Source organism: Flagellimonas lutimaris (assembly GCF_003581615.1).
In the GTDB taxonomy this organism is placed as follows: Bacteria; Bacteroidota; Bacteroidia; order Flavobacteriales; family Flavobacteriaceae; genus Flagellimonas; species Flagellimonas lutimaris.
In genome coordinates this window covers 579,172-602,167 of the sequence record NZ_QXFH01000070.1, presented here as the reverse complement: position 1 = coordinate 602,167, position 22,996 = coordinate 579,172, and the positions used below count along the sequence as shown (strand labels likewise).

Annotated in this window: 23 protein-coding genes; 11 read left to right on the top strand and 12 right to left on the bottom strand. The window is 39.5% G+C overall.

Features of this window, described 5'->3' with window-relative positions; genetic code table 11:
• Entirely contained in the window at window positions 1–465 is a 465-nt protein-coding gene (locus tag D2V08_RS07130) for an ASCH domain-containing protein (protein ID WP_119607356.1), read from the top strand.
• A 45-nt stretch (window positions 466–510) separates the two neighbouring features.
• Here D2V08_RS07130 and D2V08_RS07125 read toward each other — a convergent pair whose 3' ends face one another.
• The 5 genes from D2V08_RS07125 to D2V08_RS07105 form a co-directional block, all read right to left on the bottom strand.
• Window positions 511–1,647, bottom strand: a complete 1,137-nt coding sequence (locus D2V08_RS07125) for a Gfo/Idh/MocA family protein (protein WP_119607355.1) — start codon at window positions 1,645–1,647, stop codon at window positions 511–513.
• Window positions 1,648–1,668: 21 nt separating this feature from the next.
• The gene (locus D2V08_RS07120) at window positions 1,669–2,907 is read right to left on the bottom strand and encodes an MFS transporter (protein ID WP_119607354.1); all 1,239 of its coding nucleotides are present in this window, start codon (window positions 2,905–2,907) and stop codon (window positions 1,669–1,671) included.
• A 56-nt stretch (window positions 2,908–2,963) separates the two neighbouring features.
• Window positions 2,964–4,220, bottom strand: a complete 1,257-nt coding sequence (locus D2V08_RS07115; RefSeq protein ID WP_119607353.1) for an MFS transporter — start codon at window positions 4,218–4,220, stop codon at window positions 2,964–2,966.
• Between the two features lie 24 nt (window positions 4,221–4,244).
• Complete coding sequence (locus D2V08_RS07110; protein ID WP_245980528.1) at window positions 4,245–4,634, bottom strand: DinB family protein; 390 nt, start codon at window positions 4,632–4,634, stop codon at window positions 4,245–4,247.
• Between the two features lie 70 nt (window positions 4,635–4,704).
• On the bottom strand, window positions 4,705–5,703 hold the full coding sequence (locus D2V08_RS07105) for a sugar phosphate isomerase/epimerase family protein (protein WP_119607351.1): 999 nt from the start codon (window positions 5,701–5,703) through the stop codon (window positions 4,705–4,707).
• Between the two features lie 136 nt (window positions 5,704–5,839).
• Here D2V08_RS07105 and D2V08_RS07100 point away from each other — a divergent pair, with 136 nt between their 5' ends.
• The 4 genes from D2V08_RS07100 (at window position 5,840) to D2V08_RS07085 (ending at window position 12,033) form a co-directional block, all read left to right on the top strand.
• Complete coding sequence (locus tag D2V08_RS07100; protein ID WP_119607350.1) at window positions 5,840–7,558, top strand: GMC oxidoreductase; 1,719 nt, start codon at window positions 5,840–5,842, stop codon at window positions 7,556–7,558.
• The gene (locus D2V08_RS07095) at window positions 7,558–8,211 is read left to right on the top strand and encodes a gluconate 2-dehydrogenase subunit 3 family protein (protein WP_119607349.1); all 654 of its coding nucleotides are present in this window, start codon (window positions 7,558–7,560) and stop codon (window positions 8,209–8,211) included. The genes D2V08_RS07100 and D2V08_RS07095 overlap by 1 nt, the downstream gene beginning before the upstream one ends.
• Before the next feature lie 1,103 nt (window positions 8,212–9,314).
• The gene (locus tag D2V08_RS07090) at window positions 9,315–10,049 is read left to right on the top strand and encodes a LytR/AlgR family response regulator transcription factor (protein WP_119607348.1); all 735 of its coding nucleotides are present in this window, start codon (window positions 9,315–9,317) and stop codon (window positions 10,047–10,049) included.
• A gap of 109 nt (window positions 10,050–10,158) precedes the next feature.
• Window positions 10,159–12,033: a tetratricopeptide repeat protein gene (locus D2V08_RS07085; RefSeq protein ID WP_245980527.1), complete on the top strand. Its 1,875-nt coding sequence runs from the start codon at window positions 10,159–10,161 to the stop codon at window positions 12,031–12,033.
• Here the strand turns inward: D2V08_RS07085 and D2V08_RS07080 are convergent.
• Window positions 12,023–12,595 carry a DUF3109 family protein gene (locus D2V08_RS07080; RefSeq protein WP_119607346.1) on the bottom strand — a complete coding sequence of 191 codons (573 nt, stop codon included), beginning with the start codon at window positions 12,593–12,595 and terminating at the stop codon, window positions 12,023–12,025. The genes D2V08_RS07085 and D2V08_RS07080 overlap by 11 nt on opposite strands.
• Window positions 12,596–12,716: 121 nt before the next feature.
• Between D2V08_RS07080 and D2V08_RS07075 the strand changes: the two genes are divergently transcribed.
• The gene (locus tag D2V08_RS07075; protein WP_119607345.1) at window positions 12,717–13,301 is read left to right on the top strand and encodes a MarC family protein; all 585 of its coding nucleotides are present in this window, start codon (window positions 12,717–12,719) and stop codon (window positions 13,299–13,301) included.
• Between the two features lie 9 nt (window positions 13,302–13,310).
• Window positions 13,311–13,511: a hypothetical protein gene (locus D2V08_RS07070; RefSeq protein WP_119607344.1), complete on the top strand. Its 201-nt coding sequence runs from the start codon at window positions 13,311–13,313 to the stop codon at window positions 13,509–13,511.
• A gap of 1 nt (window position 13,512) precedes the next feature.
• Here D2V08_RS07070 and D2V08_RS07065 read toward each other — a convergent pair whose 3' ends face one another.
• The 4 genes from D2V08_RS07065 to D2V08_RS07050 all read right to left on the bottom strand — a co-directional run bounded on the left by D2V08_RS07065 (window position 13,513) and on the right by D2V08_RS07050 (window position 17,014).
• The gene (locus D2V08_RS07065) at window positions 13,513–15,141 is read right to left on the bottom strand and encodes a S41 family peptidase (RefSeq protein ID WP_119607343.1); all 1,629 of its coding nucleotides are present in this window, start codon (window positions 15,139–15,141) and stop codon (window positions 13,513–13,515) included.
• A gap of 15 nt (window positions 15,142–15,156) precedes the next feature.
• The gene (locus tag D2V08_RS07060) at window positions 15,157–15,594 is read right to left on the bottom strand and encodes a deoxycytidylate deaminase (RefSeq protein WP_119607342.1); all 438 of its coding nucleotides are present in this window, start codon (window positions 15,592–15,594) and stop codon (window positions 15,157–15,159) included.
• 85 nt (window positions 15,595–15,679) lie between these two features.
• Window positions 15,680–16,264: a HupE/UreJ family protein gene (locus D2V08_RS07055; RefSeq protein ID WP_119607341.1), complete on the bottom strand. Its 585-nt coding sequence runs from the start codon at window positions 16,262–16,264 to the stop codon at window positions 15,680–15,682.
• Between the two features lie 12 nt (window positions 16,265–16,276).
• Window positions 16,277–17,014 (bottom strand): TerB family tellurite resistance protein, encoded by a 738-nt coding sequence (locus tag D2V08_RS07050; protein ID WP_119607340.1) that lies wholly within the window; start codon window positions 17,012–17,014, stop codon window positions 16,277–16,279.
• Between the two features lie 122 nt (window positions 17,015–17,136).
• On the opposite strand from D2V08_RS07050, the gene D2V08_RS07045 reads away from it, so the two are divergent.
• The 4 genes from D2V08_RS07045 to D2V08_RS07030 all read left to right on the top strand — a co-directional run bounded on the left by D2V08_RS07045 (window position 17,137) and on the right by D2V08_RS07030 (window position 20,510).
• Window positions 17,137–17,547: a BrxA/BrxB family bacilliredoxin gene (locus tag D2V08_RS07045; protein WP_119607339.1), complete on the top strand. Its 411-nt coding sequence runs from the start codon at window positions 17,137–17,139 to the stop codon at window positions 17,545–17,547.
• An 81-nt stretch (window positions 17,548–17,628) separates the two neighbouring features.
• Complete coding sequence (locus tag D2V08_RS07040; RefSeq protein ID WP_119607338.1) at window positions 17,629–18,363, top strand: lysophospholipid acyltransferase family protein; 735 nt, start codon at window positions 17,629–17,631, stop codon at window positions 18,361–18,363.
• Entirely contained in the window at window positions 18,363–19,025 is a 663-nt protein-coding gene (locus tag D2V08_RS07035) for an HD domain-containing protein (RefSeq protein WP_119607337.1), read from the top strand. The genes D2V08_RS07040 and D2V08_RS07035 overlap by 1 nt, the downstream gene beginning before the upstream one ends.
• A 60-nt stretch (window positions 19,026–19,085) precedes the next feature.
• Window positions 19,086–20,510, top strand: a complete 1,425-nt coding sequence (locus tag D2V08_RS07030; RefSeq protein WP_119607336.1) for a Gfo/Idh/MocA family protein — start codon at window positions 19,086–19,088, stop codon at window positions 20,508–20,510.
• 215 nt (window positions 20,511–20,725) lie between these two features.
• Here the strand turns inward: D2V08_RS07030 and D2V08_RS07025 are convergent, their stop codons facing one another.
• Window positions 20,726–21,799 (bottom strand): PA0069 family radical SAM protein, encoded by a 1,074-nt coding sequence (locus tag D2V08_RS07025; protein WP_119607335.1) that lies wholly within the window; start codon window positions 21,797–21,799, stop codon window positions 20,726–20,728.
• Window positions 21,800–22,165: 366 nt separating this feature from the next.
• A complete protein-coding gene (locus D2V08_RS07020) occupies window positions 22,166–22,867 on the bottom strand; it encodes a collagen-like protein (RefSeq protein WP_119607334.1) in 702 nt (233 codons plus the stop codon).
• Window positions 22,868–22,996 lie beyond the last annotated feature (129 nt).

Genomic DNA, 22,996 nt, shown 5'->3' with positions numbered 1-22,996 from the left:
ATGGAAAATGCTTCTGCCCGCAATTTATGGGGCGACTTTTTAGATGCCCATTTGGAGTTTGCGTCCCAAGATGCTCCAAAAGTGATACATTTTTGCGATAATGAGTCGGATGCAAACACTTGTGCCGATTTAGCCTGCAAAGAAATTAAGAGAGCCACATCGCATTCTTTAAAAGGGTTGCAACTACGCAATGAAAATTTGCCAAAAATCGGGGATTTTTATGTGGTAACCGATTGGGATGGCAACGCAAAGTGCATTTTACGAACCACGAGAGTAAAATTACTACCCTTTTTTAGCATTAGAGAAGAACATGCCCGGCTTGAAGGTGAAGGCGACAAGAGTCTAGAACATTGGAAAAAGTCACATTGGGATTATTACACACGGGAATTGGCCGAATTTGGTAAAGAGCCCAAGGAAAGTATGATCGTGGTTTTTGAGGAGTTTGAAATGTTATATAAAAAATGATGGCCGCCAAAGGCAGCCATCATCATTATTATAAAAGATTATGGATTAATCCATATCCACCCAAACATTGCCCTGCTTGTGGGAAGCTACCGTGTTCTCGATAAAATTGAGACCACGTACGCCATCTGTCATGGTTGGGAATTCTCCACTATTGTAATCTTCTCCACGTATGGCCTTGGCCACACCTAAATAAATATTAGCCATGGCATCAAAAATACCTTCTGGGTGTCCTGGTGGCAATTTGGTTCCATCCAAAGAAAGTTTAGAATTGTATTCGTGTCCTGGTTTGTATACCTGTAGCGGTTCAGGATCGTTCAACTTATAGAGGTAATTGGGATTCTCTTGTTCCCATTTAAAACCTCCTTTTTGACCGTAAATGGCAATGGTCAAGTTGTTTTCTTCACCTGTGGCAACCTGGCTGGCCCTGATAACCCCTTTTACGTTATTATCAAGACGGATTAGTGCTGTACCGTCCATATCCATTACATTGTCATCATACATATAATTGAAGTCACATAACAGTGATTTTACTTGTAATCCGGTAGTAAATTCAATCATATTAAAGGCATGTACACCTATATCCCCCATACAAGAACTGATTCCTGCTTTTTTAGGATCAAGTCTCCACACGGTACCTCGCTTTTCTTTATCATGGATGATTGGATTCATCCAGCCTTGATAATATTGAGCATCTACTTTGTGTACCTTTCCGATAACCCCTTCTTTGATCATCTCACGCATTTGGCGAACCATAGGATACCCGGTGTATGTGTGGGTAACGGCAAAAACCTTTCCGACCTTTTTTAAGGTTTCCTGTAAAATCTTGGCCTCTTCATACGTTGTAGTCATTGGTTTTTCACAGATAACATGAAAACCATTATCCAACAGCTTTTTGGCCATTGGAAAATGAAGAAAATTTGGAGTTAGAATGGAGCATACTTGAATCCTTTGGTCTTCTGGCAACTTCATTTCTTCCTCTATAAGCGTATCAAAGTCTTTATAGATACGATTTGTAGGCACATCTATCTCTTTTGCAAACGCCATACTATCTTCCAAATCTGGGTTGAAGACGGCACCAACAATTTCATAATTATCATTAATGAAAGAGGCAACTCTGTGCAACACCCCAATAAGGGAATCGCCTCCTCCTCCAAGAATTCCAAGTCTGATTTTTTTAGGCATTTTCTGTTATTTTATTTTTAATTAAACAATTTCTTCAGTTGCATGGCCTTGCGGCACTCTTCTTTCTTCCAATTTCTTCCGGAACATAAACAAAATAGCAAACAATATGACTACCGCCAACGGAAAAAACATCATTTTGCCCAAGGTAGCTTTACCTGCAGTAAGTTCAGCAACTTGATCGGTCAAACCTGACGCAACTGCCGTTTCCTTGGCACTATCCAGCCATCCACCGATAACCGGTTGCCAAATTGATGTAGCGAACATCCCTGCTCCCCCAACCAGTGACATCCCCAAAGCTCCAGTCTTTGGAAGGTACTCTGAAGTAAACCCGATCATGGTAGGCCAGAAATAACATACACCCAAGGCAAAAAGAATTGCCGCCAAATAAATCATGGAGCCTTCGGCTATACTCATGCTATATACTGCCGCGGTAGTAACTACGGCGGACATCAGGAGCACCCCAATTGGATTTATTCTATGTACGATAGGACCTGCAAAGTATCGACCTATGGCCATAATACCCGTTACCATGGCCAATATCAACATTGGACTGGCCCCGGAATTTCCTAAAATTCGTTCCACCCATTGTTGTGGTCCGAACTCCGAAATAGCGGTAAGGGTCATACAAATCAATATAAAAATGAACAATGGATCTGCAAGTGATTTTATATTCTTGGCTGTATCGGTTTCCATATGCTCGCTTTCTGGAAATTCTTGCTTGAAGAACATATACCCATAAATCAGCGTAGGAATCAACATAATACCAATCTGTAATTGCCAACCCATTCCAAAATCGGTCATAAACTTGGAGATAAGAGAGCCAATTACGATTCCCCCAGGGAACCAAACATGGAACTTGTTCAACATGGCAGTACGGTTTTTGGTGTACATATCCGCAATCATGGGATTGCATGCCGCTTCCACCGAACCATTAGCAAATCCGATAAAGAATGTGGAGATAATAAGGGTCCAAAATCCTCCTGCTACAATGGTAAGCACCAATCCCAAAAGGTGGCAGACAAATGCTGCTACCATAAGTTTTCGGGCACCGATTTTATTGTAGAGCAATCCCCCAAAAATCATTGCCAATGGAAAACCCAAAAAGGCCATACTGTTTATCCAACCCAATTGTTGGTTGGAAATGCCGAATTCTTCTCCTAGTTGGGTCAGTATTCCTGCCCTAATGGCAAAAGTCATCGAAGTAACGACCAAGGATATACAGGCCGCCAAAAAAAGTTGGTTTTTGTTAACGTTTTTCATGTTTGTATCAGTTAATTGTGGTTGTATCTATATTTTATCTTTTCGACATCGTATGTCTATGATTTATATTCCACTTTTTCGTTTTTAAACAGTAGGGCGAATAAAATTCCCACCCCAAATGCAAAAATAGCCGGGAATCTCCATACACTTACCCAGTCATGGGTGTTTTCGGATAGCTCATACGTGTCAACAATCTGTCCTGCGACCCAAAACCCAATAAGCATTCCCACACCATAGGTTGCTAAAGTAATCAAACCTTGTGCGGCACTTTTATATTTCTCACCTGCTTTGGTATCAGTGTAAATCTGTCCGGATACAAAGAAGAAATCGTAACAGATTCCATGCAATGCAATTCCAATGATCAACATAAAAATTAATTCACCTGTATTTCCGTAAGCAAACAGAAGGTATCTAACGAGCCAAGCTATCATTCCCACTAATATGGTTTTCTTAAACCCAAATTTCTTGAAGAAAAAAGGCAATAACAGCATGAATAGGACCTCGGATATTTGTCCGATTGTCATCATACCGGCTGGACCTACATCTGAGCCCAACACATTGACTGATGCCCCTATCTCTCCTAAGTATTGACCTGCATGCTGATAGTAAAATCCGAGGGGAATACAAATCAAAACGGAGGCTATAAAGAAAATCAAATAGTTTCTGTCCTTTAAAAGCTTAAGTGCATCCAACCCCAATATTTCAGAAACCGAGACTTTTTCTCGTTTGTCCACTTTTGGGGGCGTTTTTGGTAAGGTAAAACTGAAAATTCCCAGAATTGCAGATGCAATTGCCGTCATTAAAAAAGTATTTCGTAAAGCTCCATTGGCTATGCTTTCCGGGGAATCCCATTGAAAAATCAAGCTTATGAAAATCAATCCAGCTATAATCCATCCTATCGTACCAAATACTCTAATGAATGCAAATTCCTTTGAAGGGTCTTTCATTTGATTGAACGAAACAGAATTTACCAGAGCCAATGTTGGCATGTAGGCAATCATATAACCGAATACATAAGGCACAAATACTGCTATGTCATCTGCAGAAGCCATTTGATACATCAAAAATGCACCTACTAAATGTAGTACTCCTAAAATACGCTCAGCATTGAAATATCGGTCGGCAATAAGACCTATAATAAATGGAGCTATTATAGCGCCCCACGATTGGCTGGAATAGGCCAAAGCTGTCTCACTTCCGTTGGCTCCCAATGTATTTGGCAGATAAATTCCCAAAGTAACAAACCAACCGCCCCAGATGAAAAACTCAAGGAACATCATAAAGGATAGTTGGAATTTGGTTTTAATATTCATTTAAAGTATTTCGTTAGTTGTCTATTATCTTTTATAGTGAATATAGTCTAAAGGTTCGGGATCAATTCCAGAATTTCGAAACTCCATCATAATTTGTCCCCTATGATGGGTGGAATGGTTAATAATATGGAAAAGGATATCCTTGACTTCACTTGAAAAATTAATCCCTTCACTATTGGCGTACTCTACCCGTTTTTCAAATGTATCCGTATTGGAAACAATTTCAAAAGAAGTCCGTTGGTTTTCATAATGGATATCCTGCCATTTTCTTAATTCGTGCAGGTCCCATACGCCAAACTCCGCAGAAATTCCCAACATCCTCTGATTCCAAATATGGTGGGCATTGAGTATATGACTAAAAAGTCTAATGCAGTTGTCCGAAACACTGTCCAGACCACTGCATTGTTGAATCATTTTTTTGTTACAATAAAAATTGTAATCGAAGAGCTGGTGAAAAAATCCCTTCATCTTTAAATTATGAGGATTATTCCAATACTCTTTCCAAAAGTTTTTTGGTGGCCAAGATACCTTCTTCTTCGCTCAACTCAGACCCCTCATACTCTACACCTACAAAACCTTCATATCCAGCATCCAAAACAATTTCCATAATTCTTGGATAATCCACTCTTGTTTCATTTCCTTCTTCATCAAAACTATAGGATTTAGCACTTACCCCTTTGGCATAAGGCATCAGCTCCTTTGTTCCTTTATAGCGATCATATTCCTCCAGACATTTGGATGAATAGTAGTCGCCCTCTTCTCTTTTAATGCAAAAATTACCAAAGTCAGGCAAGGTTCCACAATTATCCATTCCCACTTTGTCCATTACTTCTGCCAACATTTGGGCATTGGAGGAAGGCCCACCATGGTTCTCAACAATAATATTGATGTTTTTATCCTTGGCATAGGTAGCCAATTGTTTTAGTCCGGCTACTGAAGCTGGCATCCACACCTCTGGCTCCATGCTTCCATTTAAGTTAACACGGATGGAATGGCAACCTAGAGCCGCAGCCGCGTCTACCCACTTATAGTGATTTTCAACTGCCTCTGTTCTTTTTCCTTCATCGGGAACAGCGATATCACCCTGCCCGTCCACCATGATCAAAAGATTTTTCAGACCATATTTTTCACTTTCGGCCTTGCTTTTTTCCACCCAATTATTCATGGCTTCTTCAGAAAAGTTTGCTGCTTGCAATTCCTTATAATATAAGGCACTTACATACTCAAGACCTTCGAATCCCCATTCACTTGCTTTTTCTGCAAAAGTGTACGGGTCTGCGCCTTCTTCCAAAATCATTTTATGGATAGACCATTGTGCCAAAGAAAGCTTAATGTCCGGTTTGGATTCTTCTGCTGCCACCTCTTCTGTGGTTGCTTCTTCTTTTGAATCCTTCTTTGGATTCTGTTTACAAGAATAAAATCCGAAAAAAGCCACTAAAATGAATGTGACAATACTTTTTTGTGTTAAACTACTTCTGTTCATATTTTTACGTTAGTTAATTTCGTGCGGAATCCAAAAACTACAACGTTATAGTGCTGAATTCTCAATAAACATAGGGATTAAATGTAGAAAATTAATTTAATAATTAATACATTTAGCAAATAAACAATCCGAATAAATGAGTAAATTTTATTACAATCAGGAGCAGGAATCCTATGATGCCATTGTGGTAGGTACGGGTATCAGCGGTGGTTGGGCTGCCAAAGAATTGTGCGAAAACGGCCTCAAGACCTTGGTCTTGGAGCGTGGACCCATGGTAAAGCACCGTGATGATTACCCAACAGCCAATATGGACCCTTGGGATTTTCCTCATGGGGGAAGAATAACCCGAGAAGACAAAGAAAAGCAAGAGAAACAATCCAGAACCGGCTACACCACTAGTGCAGCTTCCAAACATTGGTTTGTAAATGATTTGGAGCACCCTTACAACGAAACCAAACGGTTTGATTGGATGCGTGGTTACCATGTTGGTGGACGTTCCATTATGTGGGGACGACACAGTTACCGTTGGAGCGACATTGACTTTACCGCAAATAAAAAAGATGGTATCGCCGTGGATTGGCCTGTACGTTACAAAGATATTGCGCCTTGGTACGATAAAGTTGAAAGTTACATCGGTGTTTCTGGTGAAAATCTAGGCTTGCCACAACTTCCAGATGGTCAGTTTGAGCCCATGATGGAGCTCAACTGTGTAGAAGATCATGTAAGAGAAAAAGTTGCTGAAAATTTCGGTGGCCGTGTAATTACCGCCGGAAGGGTGGCGCACATCAATAGTGACAAAAAATTTGAAGGTGATGGCCGTGTTCGTTGTCAATTTAGAAATAGATGTATTAGAGGTTGTCCTTTCGGAGCATACTTTAGTAGTGTTTCTTCTACATTGCCAGCTGCCGAGGCTACTGGAAACATGACGCTTAGACCAGATTCGATTGTACACGAGGTGATATATGACCCTAACACCAAAAAAGCAACCGGTGTTAAGGTAATTGATAGAGAAACAAAAGAAGAGTTCGAATTTAAGGCCAAAGTAATTTTCCTTTGTGCATCTGCCATTGCATCCACTTCCATTTTGATGCAGTCCAAATCCGATAGATTCCCTGATGGACTAGGTAATGACTCCGACCAGTTAGGAAGAAACATTATGGATCACCATCTTGGTGTTGGTGCTTCTGGCAAGTTTGATGGATTTGATGATAAATACTATAAAGGAAGAAAACCAAACGGTATTTATTTACCAAGATTTAGAAACTTGGGAGGTGATTCCAACTCAGATAAGTTTATCCGTGGTTATGGTTACCAGGGTGGTGCCAGCAGGGGTAATTGGGAGGAAATCGTTGCTGAGGCTTCTCATGGCAAAAATTTCAAAGATGCTATTCTTAAGCCAGGTGGTTGGACATTTGGAATGGGTGGTTTTGGCGAGGTATTGCCTTACGAAGATAATAGAATGACTTTGGATTATGACAAGTTAGATAAATGGGGCCTCCCTACCATTACTTTTGATGCCGAATTCAAAGAAAATGAATGGAACATGCGTGAAGATATGAAAGAACAGGCCTTTGATATGCTAACCAAAGCAGGATTGCGAGATGTACAGGCTTTTGACAATCCCGGTGCATTGGGTCTTGGAATCCACGAAATGGGTACAGCACGTATGGGCCGCGACCCAAAAACTTCTGTGGTAAATGGCAACAACCAAGTACATGGATGTGAGAACGTATATGTTACCGATGGTGCCTTTATGGCCTCCGCAAGTTGTGTGAACCCATCCTTGACCTATATGGCATTTACCGCAAGGGCTGCCAATCACGCCGCCCAAGAACTTAAAAAAGGAAATATATAATGGAAAGAAGATCAGCACTTAAAAATATGGGATTGGCCTTCGGTTACGCCGTGGCCACGCCAACATTATTGTCTTTACTGCAGAGCTGTAAGAACAAACCAGCTTATGCCGAGTGGACTCCTAGTTTCCTCGACAAAGAACAAGGTTATGCCATGGCTCAGACTTTGGATGTGATCCTTCCCAAAACGGATACACCGTCCGCAACGGAAATGAATGTCCATGTATTTATTGATGCTTACTTGGATGAAGTAATGCCTTTGGAACAAAGAGATTTTGTAGTCATGAAAATGAATAAATTCTATGAAAAGGTACTTGCAGACTCCGGTAAAGAAACATTAATGGATATTGAGCCTGCAGATATAGAGCCTGCATTGCAGACATATCTGAAAAAGCGCACAGACGAGGAGGAGCAGATACATTCCGAGGCAATCATGAATTACATGCAGGCCATTATGCAAGGTGGCGAAGCTAGTTTGGATGATGATATTGCTAGTTTCTCTTTTGCCAACGATTTAAGGGGTTTGGCCACGTGGGCGTATAAAAATTCAGAATATGTTGGTGAGGAAGTATTGGCTTATTTGCCAATTCCTGGCGAATACATTGCCTGTGGAGATTTAGAAACATTGACTGGCGGCAAAGCATGGTCACTATAAGTTTTACTTATCTATAAAATTAAAAAGCCTCCAAAATCGGAGGCTTTTTTTATTTCTTTCTATTAATAAAAATACCTCGGAATGTTCATGGTGGGGTAAACTTTTCCGAGGTATTAAATCAATAAACACTATCACAAGTACTGAAAATCAGTACAAATTAAACGGCCCATGCTCAACCCTTGATAATTAAAAGTCTTGCCGCACAGTAATTTCAAATTCTTAAAAGAGAGAATCTATCACAGCCTAAAAGGTGGTTTTTTATTAAAGCTTTAATGTTGGTACAATTACCGCAAAGGTTTAAAAAAACCCTTAAGTTTTAAAGTGCTAAAATGTAAAACGGACACAAAGTTTTTAACATAAAATGTTGAAATCTAAGGCTAAAGATTTTTTTTAAAATTATGGAAGTGTGATAACATCAAAAAAAAACCGAGTAAGATAACTTACTCGGTCTTGCTTTTATGATGAACTGGCCAGGAGCCAAATATTACCAAGAGTACGGCCTCTTCAATCATGGTCATTAAAAATCTTTTTTTGTCCTAGGTAGTTCCCCCGAAACCTAAAGTCAAATCCAGATTGTGACCAAACCGAAGATTTAATCGTGCAAGCGGTTTATACAATCAAAAGATTGGTTGCTTTGGCCGTACAATTATTGGTAATACAAAATTTATAAGAGCAAATAATACGATTACAAGATTATTTCCTTGCAACTACTTTATTCCAATCCGAACTTAATTCAGCACTATCCTTTTCTGATACTGCGGCAAAAATTAAAGCCACTATCAGAATCAAGAACAATATTGCACACTTTCTCATTTTCTGCCTATTAAAGTTCTCCTTAAATTTTTGACATGCCGAAGATAGATAACAAAAACCCTCTGCTTTGGGGTCTATGTATAAACTGTTCTTTTTTATGTATAATCGGTTTTTGATTTTCAGAGTTTGTGACCCAAATCCGTTTAAACTGTTTGTTCAGCCCTTAAAATGACAGGTATTCCCCTTAATTTTACTTTTCGTACCAGTTATACGTGCTAAATATCCATTAACACATAATTTTATTACCATGTAAAGAATAATTCTAAATTTGATATTACCTATTCTATATTATGCTAGAAGCTGTAATAGTCGATGACGAAATCAAGGCCCTGCAGAGTTTAAGTTGGGAACTCACCAACTTAAGCGATGAAGTGGACATTATTGCATCCTTTACCGATGCAGGCGAAGCCTTGGCCTATTTGGAACAAAACACTCCAGATTGTTTGTTCTTGGACATTGAGATGCCAGCAATGGATGGGTTTCAATTCATAAAAAACCTAAAGAACAAGGATTTCCCCGTTGTAATTACTACCGCTTATAACCAATATGCATTGCAAGCATTAAAAAACGAGGCTATCGACTATCTTTTAAAACCAATTGATTCAGATGACCTCGAAGAAACCATCGCCAAAATAAAAAAGTACAACGCCAAGAATCTGACTGTTGAGCGATTGGAGAAAATATTGCTAAACTTCAATGCAGAATCCCAAAGCAAAAAAATAACCATTAACACGGATGGTAAATTGCTCTTCTTGAACAGTGAGGACATCTTGTATGCAGAGTCCGATGGTAACTACAGTACTATTTTTTTAGCGGACGGTCAAAAAATTCTTCTTACCAAAAAACTGAAGGAGGTAAATGCTCTTCTACCAGAAAGCTGCTTCTTTAGAATTCATAATTCTTATGTTATCAATCTAAATAAAATAAAGGAGTTCCTAAAAACAGATGGTTACGTAGTTTTGGAATCTAATCATAAAATACCTGTTTCCCGGCAAAAAAAATCCGATTTTTTGGATATGCTTTAATCCCACCAATGTTCCCGTGCCTATAGAAAAGTTCAAACAAACCAGAAGCCTTCATCGAGTGCAAAGGACCACACTTTTTTTTCTTTTGCTCATTTTCGTTTCCAAAACATTGTCCGCACAGGAAATTCCGAATGATTTTATCGAGAAAGCAGAAACTCTCGTTCAACTGCAACCCAAATCCTACCAGTCTTTAGATCAGGAGCTTTATTCCGAAAAGCGAGACACCGTTCTATTAAGGTATTTCACCAATTTGAGCGAAGAAAACAATTATCCCGAAGGTCAGGCCTATGCATTGAACCAGCTGGGAATGAAATACAGGAACATTTCCCAATATGAAAAAGCTGCAAACCTACACGAACAGGCCCTAGCCGTTTCAGAAGAAGCCAATAATATCGACTTTAGGGTCCTCAGCCTTAATATGCTCGGAGTAGTATATAGGCGCACAGATGCGATTAAAACTGCTCTGGACTATAACCAAAGGGCGCTGGAACTGGCAGAACAGGTAGAGAATCCTTCCAACCACATAAAAAGAAGTATTAATGTTGCCCTAAATGGCATCGGGAACTTATATCAAACTTTAGAACAGTATGATTTAGCCATTTTACAATTCGAGAGAGCATTAAAGTTTGAAGAAGAGCTAGGCAATAAACTAGGATTGGCTATCAATCATCAAAATATTGGACATTGTTTGGAGGAAAAGGGCGATTTGGAAGGTGCACTTGAAAACTACAGAAAATCCCTGGCATACAATGAAGAAATAGATTCTGATATCGGTCGTGTAATCTGTAAGAACAGTTTGGCCCAAATTTATCTTAAACAAAACATGCCCTACTTGGCATTGGTACTTTTAGAACCACTACAAGAAGAATCCAAAAAAATTGGTGACTTTTCCATTACCTCTTTGGTTTTTATCAATACTGGATGGGCCCACACCAAATTGGCCAATTATAATGAAGCAGAAAAATTTATACAGGAAGGTCTAAAAATGGCCCAAAACCGAAACATCCCTAGCAATATTCTATATGCATACGAGAAATTGTCGGATATGGAAAACACCAAAGGGGATTATAAAAAGGCCTATGAGTTTTACAAAAAAGCTGACGAGTACGATAAACAGATTTCCAGCGCTACCAATCTTCGGTACATGAACGATATTATCGTTAGGTACGAAAATGACAAGAAGAATAACCAGATTGCAGTCCTCGCCAAAGAAAATGAGATTGTCCGCCTAAGATTGAAAAAAAACCAAACCACACTATTGGTCAGTGCATTGATTGTAGGGCTTATATCATCTATCCTTTACATCCTATATCGTCAATACCAAAGTAAGAACGAGAAAAGGGTCCTTACCTTGGAGCAAAAAATGTTGCGAAGTCAAATGAATCCGCATTTTTTGTTCAATTCATTGAACTCCATCAAACTTTACATTATAAACAACGAACAAAAAAACGCTGTTCATTACCTAAACAAGTTTTCCAAACTAGTACGTAAAATTTTAGAGGCTTCTTCCCAAAAAGAAATTCCGCTAGCAGAAGAATTGGGCACCATGGAACTTTATATGAACATTGAAAATATCAGATTTTCCAATGAGATTGACTTCAAAATAGAGGTGGAAAAAGATATCAATGTGGATAATATCAAAATTCCGTCTTTAACGTTGCAACCCTTCTTGGAAAACTCGTTATGGCATGGATTATCCCCAAAAAATGGTTATAAGAAAATACAGATAAATGTAAAGCACAAGGACAAGGGACACGTAACCATAGAAATTGTGGACAATGGTGTTGGAAGGACCATGGCCGAGGTGAACAAAGAAAACAGAGTACTCAAAAGGAAATCCTTGGGCATACGTATTACCAAGGAAAGATTAGCCAATTTCGCAAAGGATTATCAAAACAAATTTGATGTGGATATTATGGACCTGTTTGACGAAAATGGAAACCCAAACGGGACCAAAGTAATCTTGGACATTCCTACGATTTAATATTTTCAGCTGCTACTTCTTCCAATTCCCTGTACCAGTCCTCTCCAAATTTTTTGATTAAGGCGTCTTTTACAAATTTATAAATGGGCACCTTTAACTCTTCTCCCAAAGCGCAGGCTGGGTCACAAATTTCCCATTTATGATAGTTTACAGCGGTAAACTCCGAATACTCTCTAGTCCTTACTGGGTACAAATAGCACGATATTGGTTTCTTCCATTTAGTTGCGCCAGCCTCATAGGCGGCTTCCAATCCACACTTTGCAACTCCATTTTCAGAAAAAATAACATAAGCGCACTCGTTGTTGTTCACCAAAGGAGTTTCCCATTCACCATCTTCACCTTTCACAAAAGTCCCATGTTCTTCAATGGCGGCAATACCTTCGGGGCGTAAAAAAGGTTTAACATCTTGATAGATGTTTACCAGTTTGTCGGTCTCCGAATCATCCAACGGGGCACCGTACTCCCCACCCACGCAACAAGCTCCTTTGCAGGCATTTAGGTTACATACAAAATCGTTTTGTAAAATCTCTTCTGATACAATGGTTTTTCCTATCTGGAACATATTAAACCCTTACTTTTTGACAAAGGTAATTCAAAACCAAAAATTTGATGATTTATAAACATTATGTGTCGTCCAAAAGTATTTTTTACACGTAAATTTGCCGTCCGAAAAAAACAACGCGATGAATTTTAACTTTAAGGAAATAGCGACGGCTGGAATGATATTATTTGCAGTTATCGATATTTTGGGAAGTATTCCAATCATTTTATCCCTGAGGAACAAAGTGGGCCATGTTCAATCCGAAAAGGCTTCGATAGTTGCAGCTTGTATTATGGTTGCCTTTTTATTTGTTGGGGAAAGTATCCTTTCTTTAATCGGCATCGATGTGAACTCGTTTGCCGTTGCCGGTGCTTTTATAATTTTTTTCCTTGCTATTGAAATGATTCTGGGAATAACCCTATACAAGGACGATGAGCCAGAAACAGCTTCCATTGTACCCATCGCTTTTCCTCTTATTGCGGGAGCAGGAACCTTGACTTCCATTTTGTCCTTAAGGGCCGAATATCATGTGGAAAACATCATAGTAGCCATAATTATAAACGTTATCTTTGTGTACATCGTGCTAAAATCCAGTGCTAAGATTGAACGGATTTTGGGTAAAAACGGACTCAACATCATCCGTAAGGTGTTTGGTGTTATTCTTATGGCGATTGCGGTAAAGCTATTTGCCACCAATATTAACGAGCTACTGGCCCACGGTGTGTAAATTATTGATATGAACAAGACCTTTGCTGTAGTACTAATTATTCTTGCGTTGGGACTTATTGCCTATAACGTAACCATGGTAGATTTTGAAAACCCGCTAAAGGGTGATAGTACCATTGCTTTGATTGGGATAGTGGCCTCTTTGTGTGCCATTGTGCTGATGTTGATTTTTATGACTTCCAAAAAAATAGACAAGAAGCTCAAAAAATAAATCAAGGCTTAACTTCGACAGCACCTATTTGAGACTGATCTATTTCAGCTTTATCCAATGCTCTTACCTTTTTTAGCATAGAATCGTGGTCTCCCTTGATTTGTGCTGAAATATTGGGCGAGAACAATTGCTCTGCAATATTGGCCTTTAAATAAGCCTTTATCTTATCCTCATAGGCATAGAAATCCAATTTTATTTTGCGGTCGAGTACAAATTGAATGAAATTATCGAAAAGGATGTCATCTACTCTAAATTCATCCAAAAATTGGTTTTGTGTATATCCATCATACATGGTTCTATCATCTTCCAAATGCTCAAATACAAAACGGGCAAAGAATTGATAGGTATCGTCCATGCTTTCTATGGCCTCTTCTTGATTGCTTCCTATGGGAACAAAAACATCAGGGATTATTCCACCGCCACCATAGACCACTTTGCCTTTAGGCGTTACAAATTTTAGTGAATCCGCCACTTTAATGCTGTCTGCAGAGGTAAGTTCTCCATTGGTATAGCGCTCCATAAATCTTTTATAGTAATCATGGTTGCCATCTTTATAAGATTTTTGAATTGACCTTCCCGTTGGGGTATAATATCGTGAAACGGTAAGCCTAACTGCTGAACCGTCGCCCAAGTCCATTTCGCGCTGTACCAAACCTTTTCCAAAGGAACGACGACCCACAATAGTCCCAATATCATTATCCTGTAATGCACCAGCAATAATTTCACTGGCAGATGCAGAACGTTCATTGATCAAAACATATACCGGTTTATCTTCAAAATCTCCTTTTTTGGTGGCATAGGCTTTTTTAACCCTGCCTTTTTTATTCTTGGTAAATAGAATCAGTTTATCCTCGCCCAAAAATTCATCGGCCAATTTTTCGGCAATACCTAAATAACCTCCAGGGTTGTCTCTAAGGTCCAAGGTTAATTTCTCTGCCCCTCTTAATTTTAGTTTTCTGAGTGCATCCTTGAACTCGTCAAAAGTGGATTCTGCAAAACGGTTGATTTTGATATAGCCCATATCTTTTGTCAACATATAGTAGGCTTCCACACTTCTAATGGGAACCCGATCGCGAACTACGGGAACCTCCATGATTTTATTTTCGGTTTTTCTGAAAACCTTCAAATTGACCTTGGTCCCGATTTTACCTTTTAAGGTAGATACTACATCATCATTGGCAATGCTTCTGCCATAGAGGGTGTCCTTATCAGCCATAAGAATACGATCGCCGGGTTTAATCCCGCCGATGTAACTTGGTCCATTCTTGATGGTTCTAATAACAGTAATGGTATCTCTGTACATGTAAAAGCTTACACCAATACCTGCAAAATCGCCTTTCATGCTTTCTGCCACATCTTCCATTTCATCTTTTGGAATATATACAGAATGTGGGTCCAATTTGCCTAGGATATTGTTTACAGTGACATCCACAATACTATCGGTGTCAACATCGTCCACGTATTCGTAGTCGATGTAATCAATAAGCCTGTTGAGTTTATCCTTTTTGGAATTTGTGGAAAACAGCTTCTCCGGAGAATCGTTAAAATGGAGTTTTCCCCCTATAAAAATACCAAGGGCCACCGCCAAAGCAAGTAACGTGGGCCAAATATATCCTTTGATCTTTTTCATATAGCAATTATGGTTTTAAACCATTTCTTCCAACACGGGCATATGGACGATTTCAACTCCTGCCCTTTCCAGAAACTTAATTCCAGAGTCATCTTTGTACGCCTTCTTGTATACCACACGTTTTATGCCAGCTTGGTGCACAAGCTTGCTACATTCCCTGCATGGTGATAGAGTAATGTACAGTGTGGCGCCTTCACAAGACTGTGTAGATGATGCAACTTTAAGAATGGCGTTGGCCTCGGCATGGAGCACATACCATTTGGTGTATCCTTCATCATCCTCACAAATATTTTCAAATCCGGTCGGGGTGCCGTTGTACCCATCGGAAATTATCATCCTATCCTTTACTATAATGGCTCCTACTTGCCTTCTTTTACAATAGGAAAGTTTGCCCCATTCTTGAGCCATTCGCAAATAGGCCTTGTCGTATTTCTCTTGTTTGCTCGCCTTCATTTATACAAAAAACACTGATAATTAAATAAATATACCTGCTTTGAAAGACCCTTACAACCTTATTCAATAAAATTTAACGTAGTCCCTACATGGGGAACGTAGCAATCAGCAAGGGTATTGTAATGGCGATGATCAAAATTGATGCAATGGCAATAAAAATCCATCGCTTAGCTTTTAAAAGTTCCAAAATCACATATGAAATGGCCAAAACAATCAATATGATAGTAACTTGAGACAACTCTATACCTGTTGCAAAACCTAACAATGGCGTTATCTTGTCCTCTTCTTCCGCCATCAACATTTTAAAATAATTGGAGAAACCAAAACCATGAATCAATCCGAAGAAAGCAGTAGCCAAAATGTGAAGAAAAATACCTACGTTCAAAGATTCTTTGTATACATAGGCAAAATTGAAAAGAGCGGTGAGCAAAATGGTAACCGGGATTAAAAATTCAATCAGGCCAATATCCATGGTAACCACATCGTAGACGGACAATGCTAAAGAGGTACAATGGGCAACGGTAAAAATAGTGGCCAAAACCAATACTCGTTTCCAGTTCCTAAAGGTAAACGGGACTGTTAACGCCGATAGGAACAAAATATGGTCATAGGCACCAAAATCCAACACATGGTTAAGCCCTAATTTGATATAAAACAAAAATTCCTCCATGATTCCAATAGCTTAAGAGATTCCCCTTTCTTTTTGTATGGTTTCGTAGGCCTTTTGGACCTCTTTAAATTTTTCCTCCGCACCTTTTCGTATGGCCTCGTTTTCCGTCACCACTCGATCAGGGTGATACTTTTTGGCCATAGTTCGGTAGGCTTTCTTCACCTCATCATCGGTAGCAGTTCTTTCAATTTCCAAAATCTTGTACGAATTGTCCACCGACTTGATGAACATGGCCATAATACTTTCAAAATCGTGCTGATTCACACGAAAATACCCGGCAATCTCTCTCAATTTTTGAACTTCCGCTTTGCTTACCTGTCCATCGGATTGAGCTATACCGAACAAAAAATGCAGCATTTGCAACCGCACCTCGTACCTAGTGCGCTGGAGCATAAAGTTACATATGCGCTGGGTAGATATTTCCCTTTTTTTAATAACCTCATTGAAAGTCCTGAAAATGGCATTGGCTCTTTCCTTGCCATAAGTACTTAAAAAATACTGCCGAACATAGTCGAGCTCCCTTTGATTCACCTGCCCATCAGCCTTTATGATTATGGAACACAGGGAGAGCAAATTCAACTCAAAATCGGCCGGGGAAACCGATTGTTTGGTGACATTTTCAAATACTGACCTAGATCTTTTGCCAGAACCTCCTAAATTATCCAAAAAAGTTCCCACGATGAATCCTAAAACCGCACCGGGAAATCGAAATAAAAAATAACCGAGAAAAGCGGCTATCCACTTGATCATGCTTCAAAATTTAAACCCCAAATATAGGGGTTTGCTAGATAAACAAAGCTTTAAGCTATGTTAAGGGTGATGAAAAAAACCAAACAAACCCCTATCTTTGTAATCTAATTAAAAAGAAGTCTATGTATCCAGAAGAATTGGTTAAACCCATGCGCGAAGACTTGGCCAGTGCCGGGTTTGAAGAACTACATACAAGTGAAGCCGTTGAAAATGCACTAAAAAAAGATGGAACTACTTTGGTAGTGGTGAATTCGGTTTGTGGTTGTGCCGCGGCCAATGCAAGACCAGCTGCTAAATTAAGTCTGCAAAATAGCAAGACCCCAAACAATTTGGTTACCGTTTTTGCAGGTGTGGATATGGAAGCCGTGCAAACAGCAAGAAACCACATGGTGCCATTTCCTCCCTCTTCACCGAGCATGGCATTGTTCAAAGATGGCGAGTTGGTCCACATGATCGAAAGACATCATATTGAAGGTAGACCTGCTGAACTAATCGCAGAAAACTTGATGGAAGCTTACAATGAGTTTTGCTAAAATCGAGTAAAATAAGATATTCAATAAGCCACCCTAAAGGGTGGTTTTTTTATTTTTACGGCAACCAATAAACATGTATCAGTGCAAAAACTACTGTCCTACCCCCTGACCATTATTTTCTTCCTCCTTTTTGGATTGGTCTTGGTTATTTTCCATCCCATACAATGGATTTGCCTAAATGTGTTCGGGTACCATGCGCACAAAGGGAGTGTTTCCCTTTTAAACTGGTTTATTATGCGATGCACCAACGTGCTCGGAACACGTTACAGGTTTAAAAACAACCAAAATATTCCAACCAATAGACCACTGATCATAGTTACCAACCACCAGAGCATGTACGATATCCCGCCGATAATTTGGTACATGCGTAAATACCATCCCAAATTTGTGAGTAAAATAGAACTGGGAAAAGGGATACCCAGCGTTTCTTATAATTTAAGACACAGTGGGTCTGCACTTATCGACAGAAAAGACCCTAAACAATCCATTGCCGAGCTTCAAAGGCTGGCCAAATACATTGAAGAGAACAATCGGAGTGCCGTTATATTCCCAGAAGGTACACGGAGTCGAACCGGTGTTCCAAAACCATTTAGAACAACAGGACTAAAGGTGTTGATGAAAAATGCTCCCTCAGCCCTGATTGTACCGATCAGCATAAACAATTCTTGGAAATTGTTACGCTACGGCAAATCCCCAATGGGATTGGGTTCCCATGTTACGTTTGATGTTCATCCGCCCATAGAAAACAAAGGTAATGCCGATGAAGTCATTGCTCAAATAGAAAAACAGATTGTTTCTGGTGTTAAAATCAAATAATGAAAAAAAACCAACTGGTACAAAATACCATTGATTTTGTAAAAGATGAACTCAAAAACGCCGAAGGCGGGCATGACTGGTTTCACATTGAACGTGTTTTCAATACTTCCAAATTGATTTTAAAACATGAACAGGGCAATTCAATTATTGTGCAACTAGCTGCCTTGCTTCACGATATTGCTGACCCAAAATTCCATGGCGGGGACGAAAGTTTAGGGCCAAAAATTGCAGAAAAGTTTCTCGAATCTCAATCCGTTGATGAAGAAACCAATGCTCATGTCGTAAACATCATCAAACACATGTCCTTTAAAAACAGTTTGGAGCAAAATGGGGAAAAATTCACATCGAAAGAACTTCAAATTGTACAAGATGCAGACCGTTTGGATGCTATTGGCGCGATAGGTATTGCCCGAGCTTTCAATTATGGTGGTTTTAAAAACAGGGAATTGTATAATCCTGAAATTGCTCCAAATCTCAACATGACAAAGGAGGGATACAAAAAATCTACGGCTCCCACCATCAACCATTTTTATGAAAAGCTGTTGCTGCTCAAGGAAAAGATGAACACTCCCACTGGAAAAAAACTGGCCGAGCAGCGACATCAATTTATGCTGAACTACCTTGAACAATTTTATAAAGAATGGAATGGTGATACCGAATAGATAGGTTTTCTGTTGGCCTTTTTTGTATCTTGGTGATTCACATAAATCAAACTAAACAAAATGCAAAGAAGAAAGTTCATCAAAAATACCGCAGCCGCTTCAGCGGCTTTTTCTATTGTTCCAAGCCATGTGTTGGGCAAAACCCATATCCCCCCAAGTGACACCCTGTATGTGGCAGGTTTCGGTGTTGGAGGAAGAGGAAATGGGGTAATCAATGGTTTGAATGATACAGGTAGGGTGAAATTTGTAGCTTTTTGCGATGTGGATGACCGTCGCGCGCAACAAACTTATGAGCAGTTTCCAGATGTAAAACGATTCAAAGATTTCAGAAAGGTTTTTGATGCACATTTGAACGATATTGATGCCATTGCCGTGGCAACTCCCGACCATACTCACGCAACCATTTCACTCCCCTTTATGCGTGAAAAAAAACATGCCTACGTTGAAAAACCGTTGACGCATAATATTTACGAGGCTCGACTGATGACCCAAGTTGCAAAAGAACAAGGCATTGTTACCCAAATGGGGAACCAAGGTGCTTCCAGCGATGGTAGCCGAATAGCTCGCGAATGGGTAGAATCGGGCATTATTGGCAAGGTACATACCATCGATTGTTGGACCAACCGTCCCGTATGGCCACAAGGTGTTCCATTGCCCACAAAAAAAGACCGTATTCCTAGGGAATTGGATTGGGACCTTTGGTTGGGCCCAGCAAAAATGAGGGACTACAATGATGCTTATCTTCCATTTAAATGGAGGGGTTTTTGGGACTTTGGAACTGGAGCGTTGGGAGATATGGGATGCCACATTATGGAAACGCCTTTTAGTGTCCTTGACCTTGGTTATCCTAAAGAGGCAGAAGCAAGTTGTACTACGGTTTGGGTAGATGATTTTGTTGAAGCTGATTACAGCCATTCTTGTCCTCCTTCATCTAAAATCCACCTAAAGTTTGAGCACGAGGAGCATGGGGATATTGCTTTGAACTGGTACGATGGCGGATTAAAACCTAATCTACCTGATGAACTTAAAGATGATGAGACAATAGGAGATAACGGAGGTGGAACCGTTATGTATGGGGATAAAGGCATTCTGGTATGTGATACCTATTCCCGAAATGCAAGATTATTACCTTCCGAAATGATGGATTTATACAAATCACCGGCTCCTACTTACGAAAGAGTACCTGGAGGCATGAGCGGGCATTTCGCCAATTTTGTTGATGGTTGCCAAAATGGTACGCCAACATCTTCCAATTTTGAAAAGGCAGGAAGACTTACAGAAACCGTGCTCATGGGTAATTTGGCAGTTAAAGCTTATCAATACAAAGAATTGCAAGAAGGTAAAACCGCTAGCGATTGGAATCCATATAACTCACCAGGGAGAAGAAAACTTTTCTGGGATGGGGATAACATGAAGATTACCAATTATGAGAAAGCTAACGACTGGGTAACCCGTGATTACCGAGAAGGTTGGGAATTGAAATAGACCATACTATATTCATAATAAAAATGGCCCTAAAGGGCCATTTTTTGTTTTTGTCATTCTGCATGGAACGAAGAATCTCTAATTTGGATTGATATATTAAAGTATGGGCACGAGAACACTAATCCTTGGTTTATGAATTGGTTTTCGACTACGCTCGAATTACAGATGCTCATTGGAAATTGCTATCAGTTTAATTGTTCATTGCTCAATTGTAGTTAAAACAATTTCATCTGTCCGTTCTTATATTGCTCGTGTATTTCTGTGTTCAATTGTGGAAAACTTCTCCCGTTAAAGTAGCGTTTTCGCGCCAGACTGGCCATTTCGTGTATTTGCTCTGCAATTTTGCCTTCTCCCCTAGTTCTTGTTCCAAATCGACTATCATTTAATGTTCCACCATGGCAATTCTGTATTTGATGTAGTACTTTTTCAGCTTTATCAGGCATGGCTTTCCTTATCCAATCGGCGAATATTTGACCAATGGCTCCATTGAGGCGTACTACCGTCAATCCAAAAGAAAGTGCTCCATGGTCAGCAACAGCCTTCGCTAGAGGTAACAATTCGTGCGAATTTATTCCTGGTATCATCGGCGCCAACATAGCATTTACGGGAATATTGTTTTCTGATAACACCTGAATGGTTTTTAATCTTTTTTGGATGGATACTGTTCTGGGCTCTAGTTTTCGTCTTGTTTTTTCTGATAGTGAAGTGACCGATATATTGACTCCTACCAATTGATGTTTGTTCAACTCCTTCAAAATATCAAGATCACGTAAAACCAATGCATTTTTTGTAATGATGCCTACCGGATGTCTATACTTTAAAAAGATTTCGAGGCATTTTCGGGTAATCTCAAACTTTTGCTCTGCAGGTTGATAACAATCGGTATTACCCGATAATACAATAGTCTGAGCCTTCCAATTTTTGTGCTTTATTTTGGCTTCCAAAAGTTCTGGGGCCGACTTTTTTACTAATACTCTTCTTTCAAAATCCAACCCAGCGCTATATCCCCAATATTCATGAGTATTTCTTGCGTAACAATAAATACATCCATGTTCACAACCTTGGTAGGGGTTCATGGAGAACATCATTCCTACATCCGGACTATCCACTTTGTTCACTATGGTCTTGGGAAAGATGGGAATGTATTGTGTTTTGTTGCTTTCAACCTCTTCCCCTTCCAACCTGCAGAATTCCAAAAAGTCTTCCCGCATTTCATAAACATGTTGCAGAAACTTATTGTGGGGATTTTTCTGTGCCCCCCTTCCGTTTATGGTATTTTTAGATGACAATATTGGATTTTATCCAAATATATGGATTATTTCCTTTTTTTGAAATTGAAAAATTGAACAGATTTTTGCATAGGGCAGGAGTAGTTTTGACAATTTTTTGCCCATTCAAATCGAACAAATGAAGCGTAAGAAATCTAATTTGTAAAAGAAGTTTATCGACTGCGCTCAATATGAAATTCCTATTTTAACAATATGCGAGAAACAAGAAAGTTCACATCTACTTTTCTTTGGCTATCACCAATCCTTTCTAATTCTTTTAATGCTCACAAGGTCCATATTTTAGGTCAACCCAATAAAAAAAGCTGGGCAAATGCCCAGCTTTTTAGCTAATGGTTAGGTTGCCCCAAGGGGAAAAAATATCCTTTACTATTTATCCAAACCAAAATATTCGGCCACAGCATTATAATCGGAAGTGTCCACACCGGCAGCCTTAAGTTCTGCCATTACATTTTCACTGGTTTTTCCAGTATTTGATAGTTCTATGGCCACAACAATAACATGAGAATATGTTCCTCCTGGAACCTGGTAATCCATGTCATTCAAACCGTAAAAATTAATCCGAAATGTTCCCTCAGTCTTATTGATAAACACTCTTGCATAATGAGTATTGTTTACCAAATTACCGGGCAATGAATATCTTAATCCACCAGGTGTATCTATATAAAATAAATAAGCGTAGTTAGAAGGGACGTCAACAATAGTTTCTAAAGATAGATTAAGCTGGGAATAGGCATTGAATGCATCAAGATTATACTCAAATTCTTGTACGTTGGCATTTCCATTTTGTCCGTCGTCACCTTGACAGTCCAAGGCATCCAGAACACCATCCAAATTGGTATCCTCATTGGTTTCATCAACGGTAATATCTCCAACACCATTCCCGTTAAGGTCCCAACAACTAATGCCATCGGTACCAGGGTCGCCCTGATCTCCCTTATCGCCCTTAATACTATCGCCTTTTGGTCCTGTTTCTCCTTGCAGTCCTGTTTCTCCGTCCGAACCGGAGCAGCAAACCAACGCAATTGCCATACAAAGCATGGCCATACATACTAATTTTAAAGATTTCATAATTTTTTTGTTTTAAATTAGGGTTATCAATACACCAAAAGTATGATGCATAAATGAGCGAATTTTACCCTAATTAACCTAGGAGGGCTACCATTTGATGAATGGCATGAATGAATTGACGACAATATT

Coding starts and splice junctions, on each gene's coding strand:
- D2V08_RS07070 (WP_119607344.1), top strand. CDS start 13,311: ATGAACAAGACCTTTGCTGTAGTACTAATTATTCTTGCGTTGGGACTT.
- D2V08_RS07030 (WP_119607336.1), top strand. CDS start 19,086: ATGCAAAGAAGAAAGTTCATCAAAAATACCGCAGCCGCTTCAGCGGCT.
- D2V08_RS07100 (WP_119607350.1), top strand. CDS start 5,840: ATGAGTAAATTTTATTACAATCAGGAGCAGGAATCCTATGATGCCATT.
- D2V08_RS07080 (WP_119607346.1), bottom strand. CDS start 12,595: ATGTTCCAGATAGGAAAAACCATTGTATCAGAAGAGATTTTACAAAAC.
- D2V08_RS07065 (WP_119607343.1), bottom strand. CDS start 15,141: ATGAAAAAGATCAAAGGATATATTTGGCCCACGTTACTTGCTTTGGCG.
- D2V08_RS07115 (WP_119607353.1), bottom strand. CDS start 4,220: ATGAATATTAAAACCAAATTCCAACTATCCTTTATGATGTTCCTTGAG.
- D2V08_RS07020 (WP_119607334.1), bottom strand. CDS start 22,867: ATGAAATCTTTAAAATTAGTATGTATGGCCATGCTTTGTATGGCAATT.
- D2V08_RS07035 (WP_119607337.1), top strand. CDS start 18,363: ATGAAAAAAAACCAACTGGTACAAAATACCATTGATTTTGTAAAAGAT.
- D2V08_RS07055 (WP_119607341.1), bottom strand. CDS start 16,264: ATGGAGGAATTTTTGTTTTATATCAAATTAGGGCTTAACCATGTGTTG.
- D2V08_RS07130 (WP_119607356.1), top strand. CDS start 1: ATGGAAAATGCTTCTGCCCGCAATTTATGGGGCGACTTTTTAGATGCC.
- D2V08_RS07090 (WP_119607348.1), top strand. CDS start 9,315: ATGCTAGAAGCTGTAATAGTCGATGACGAAATCAAGGCCCTGCAGAGT.
- D2V08_RS07060 (WP_119607342.1), bottom strand. CDS start 15,594: ATGAAGGCGAGCAAACAAGAGAAATACGACAAGGCCTATTTGCGAATG.
- D2V08_RS07110 (WP_245980528.1), bottom strand. CDS start 4,634: ATGATTCAACAATGCAGTGGTCTGGACAGTGTTTCGGACAACTGCATT.
- D2V08_RS07075 (WP_119607345.1), top strand. CDS start 12,717: ATGAATTTTAACTTTAAGGAAATAGCGACGGCTGGAATGATATTATTT.
- D2V08_RS07050 (WP_119607340.1), bottom strand. CDS start 17,014: ATGATCAAGTGGATAGCCGCTTTTCTCGGTTATTTTTTATTTCGATTT.
- D2V08_RS07125 (WP_119607355.1), bottom strand. CDS start 1,647: ATGCCTAAAAAAATCAGACTTGGAATTCTTGGAGGAGGAGGCGATTCC.
- D2V08_RS07105 (WP_119607351.1), bottom strand. CDS start 5,703: ATGAACAGAAGTAGTTTAACACAAAAAAGTATTGTCACATTCATTTTA.
- D2V08_RS07095 (WP_119607349.1), top strand. CDS start 7,558: ATGGAAAGAAGATCAGCACTTAAAAATATGGGATTGGCCTTCGGTTAC.
- D2V08_RS07120 (WP_119607354.1), bottom strand. CDS start 2,907: ATGAAAAACGTTAACAAAAACCAACTTTTTTTGGCGGCCTGTATATCC.
- D2V08_RS07045 (WP_119607339.1), top strand. CDS start 17,137: ATGTATCCAGAAGAATTGGTTAAACCCATGCGCGAAGACTTGGCCAGT.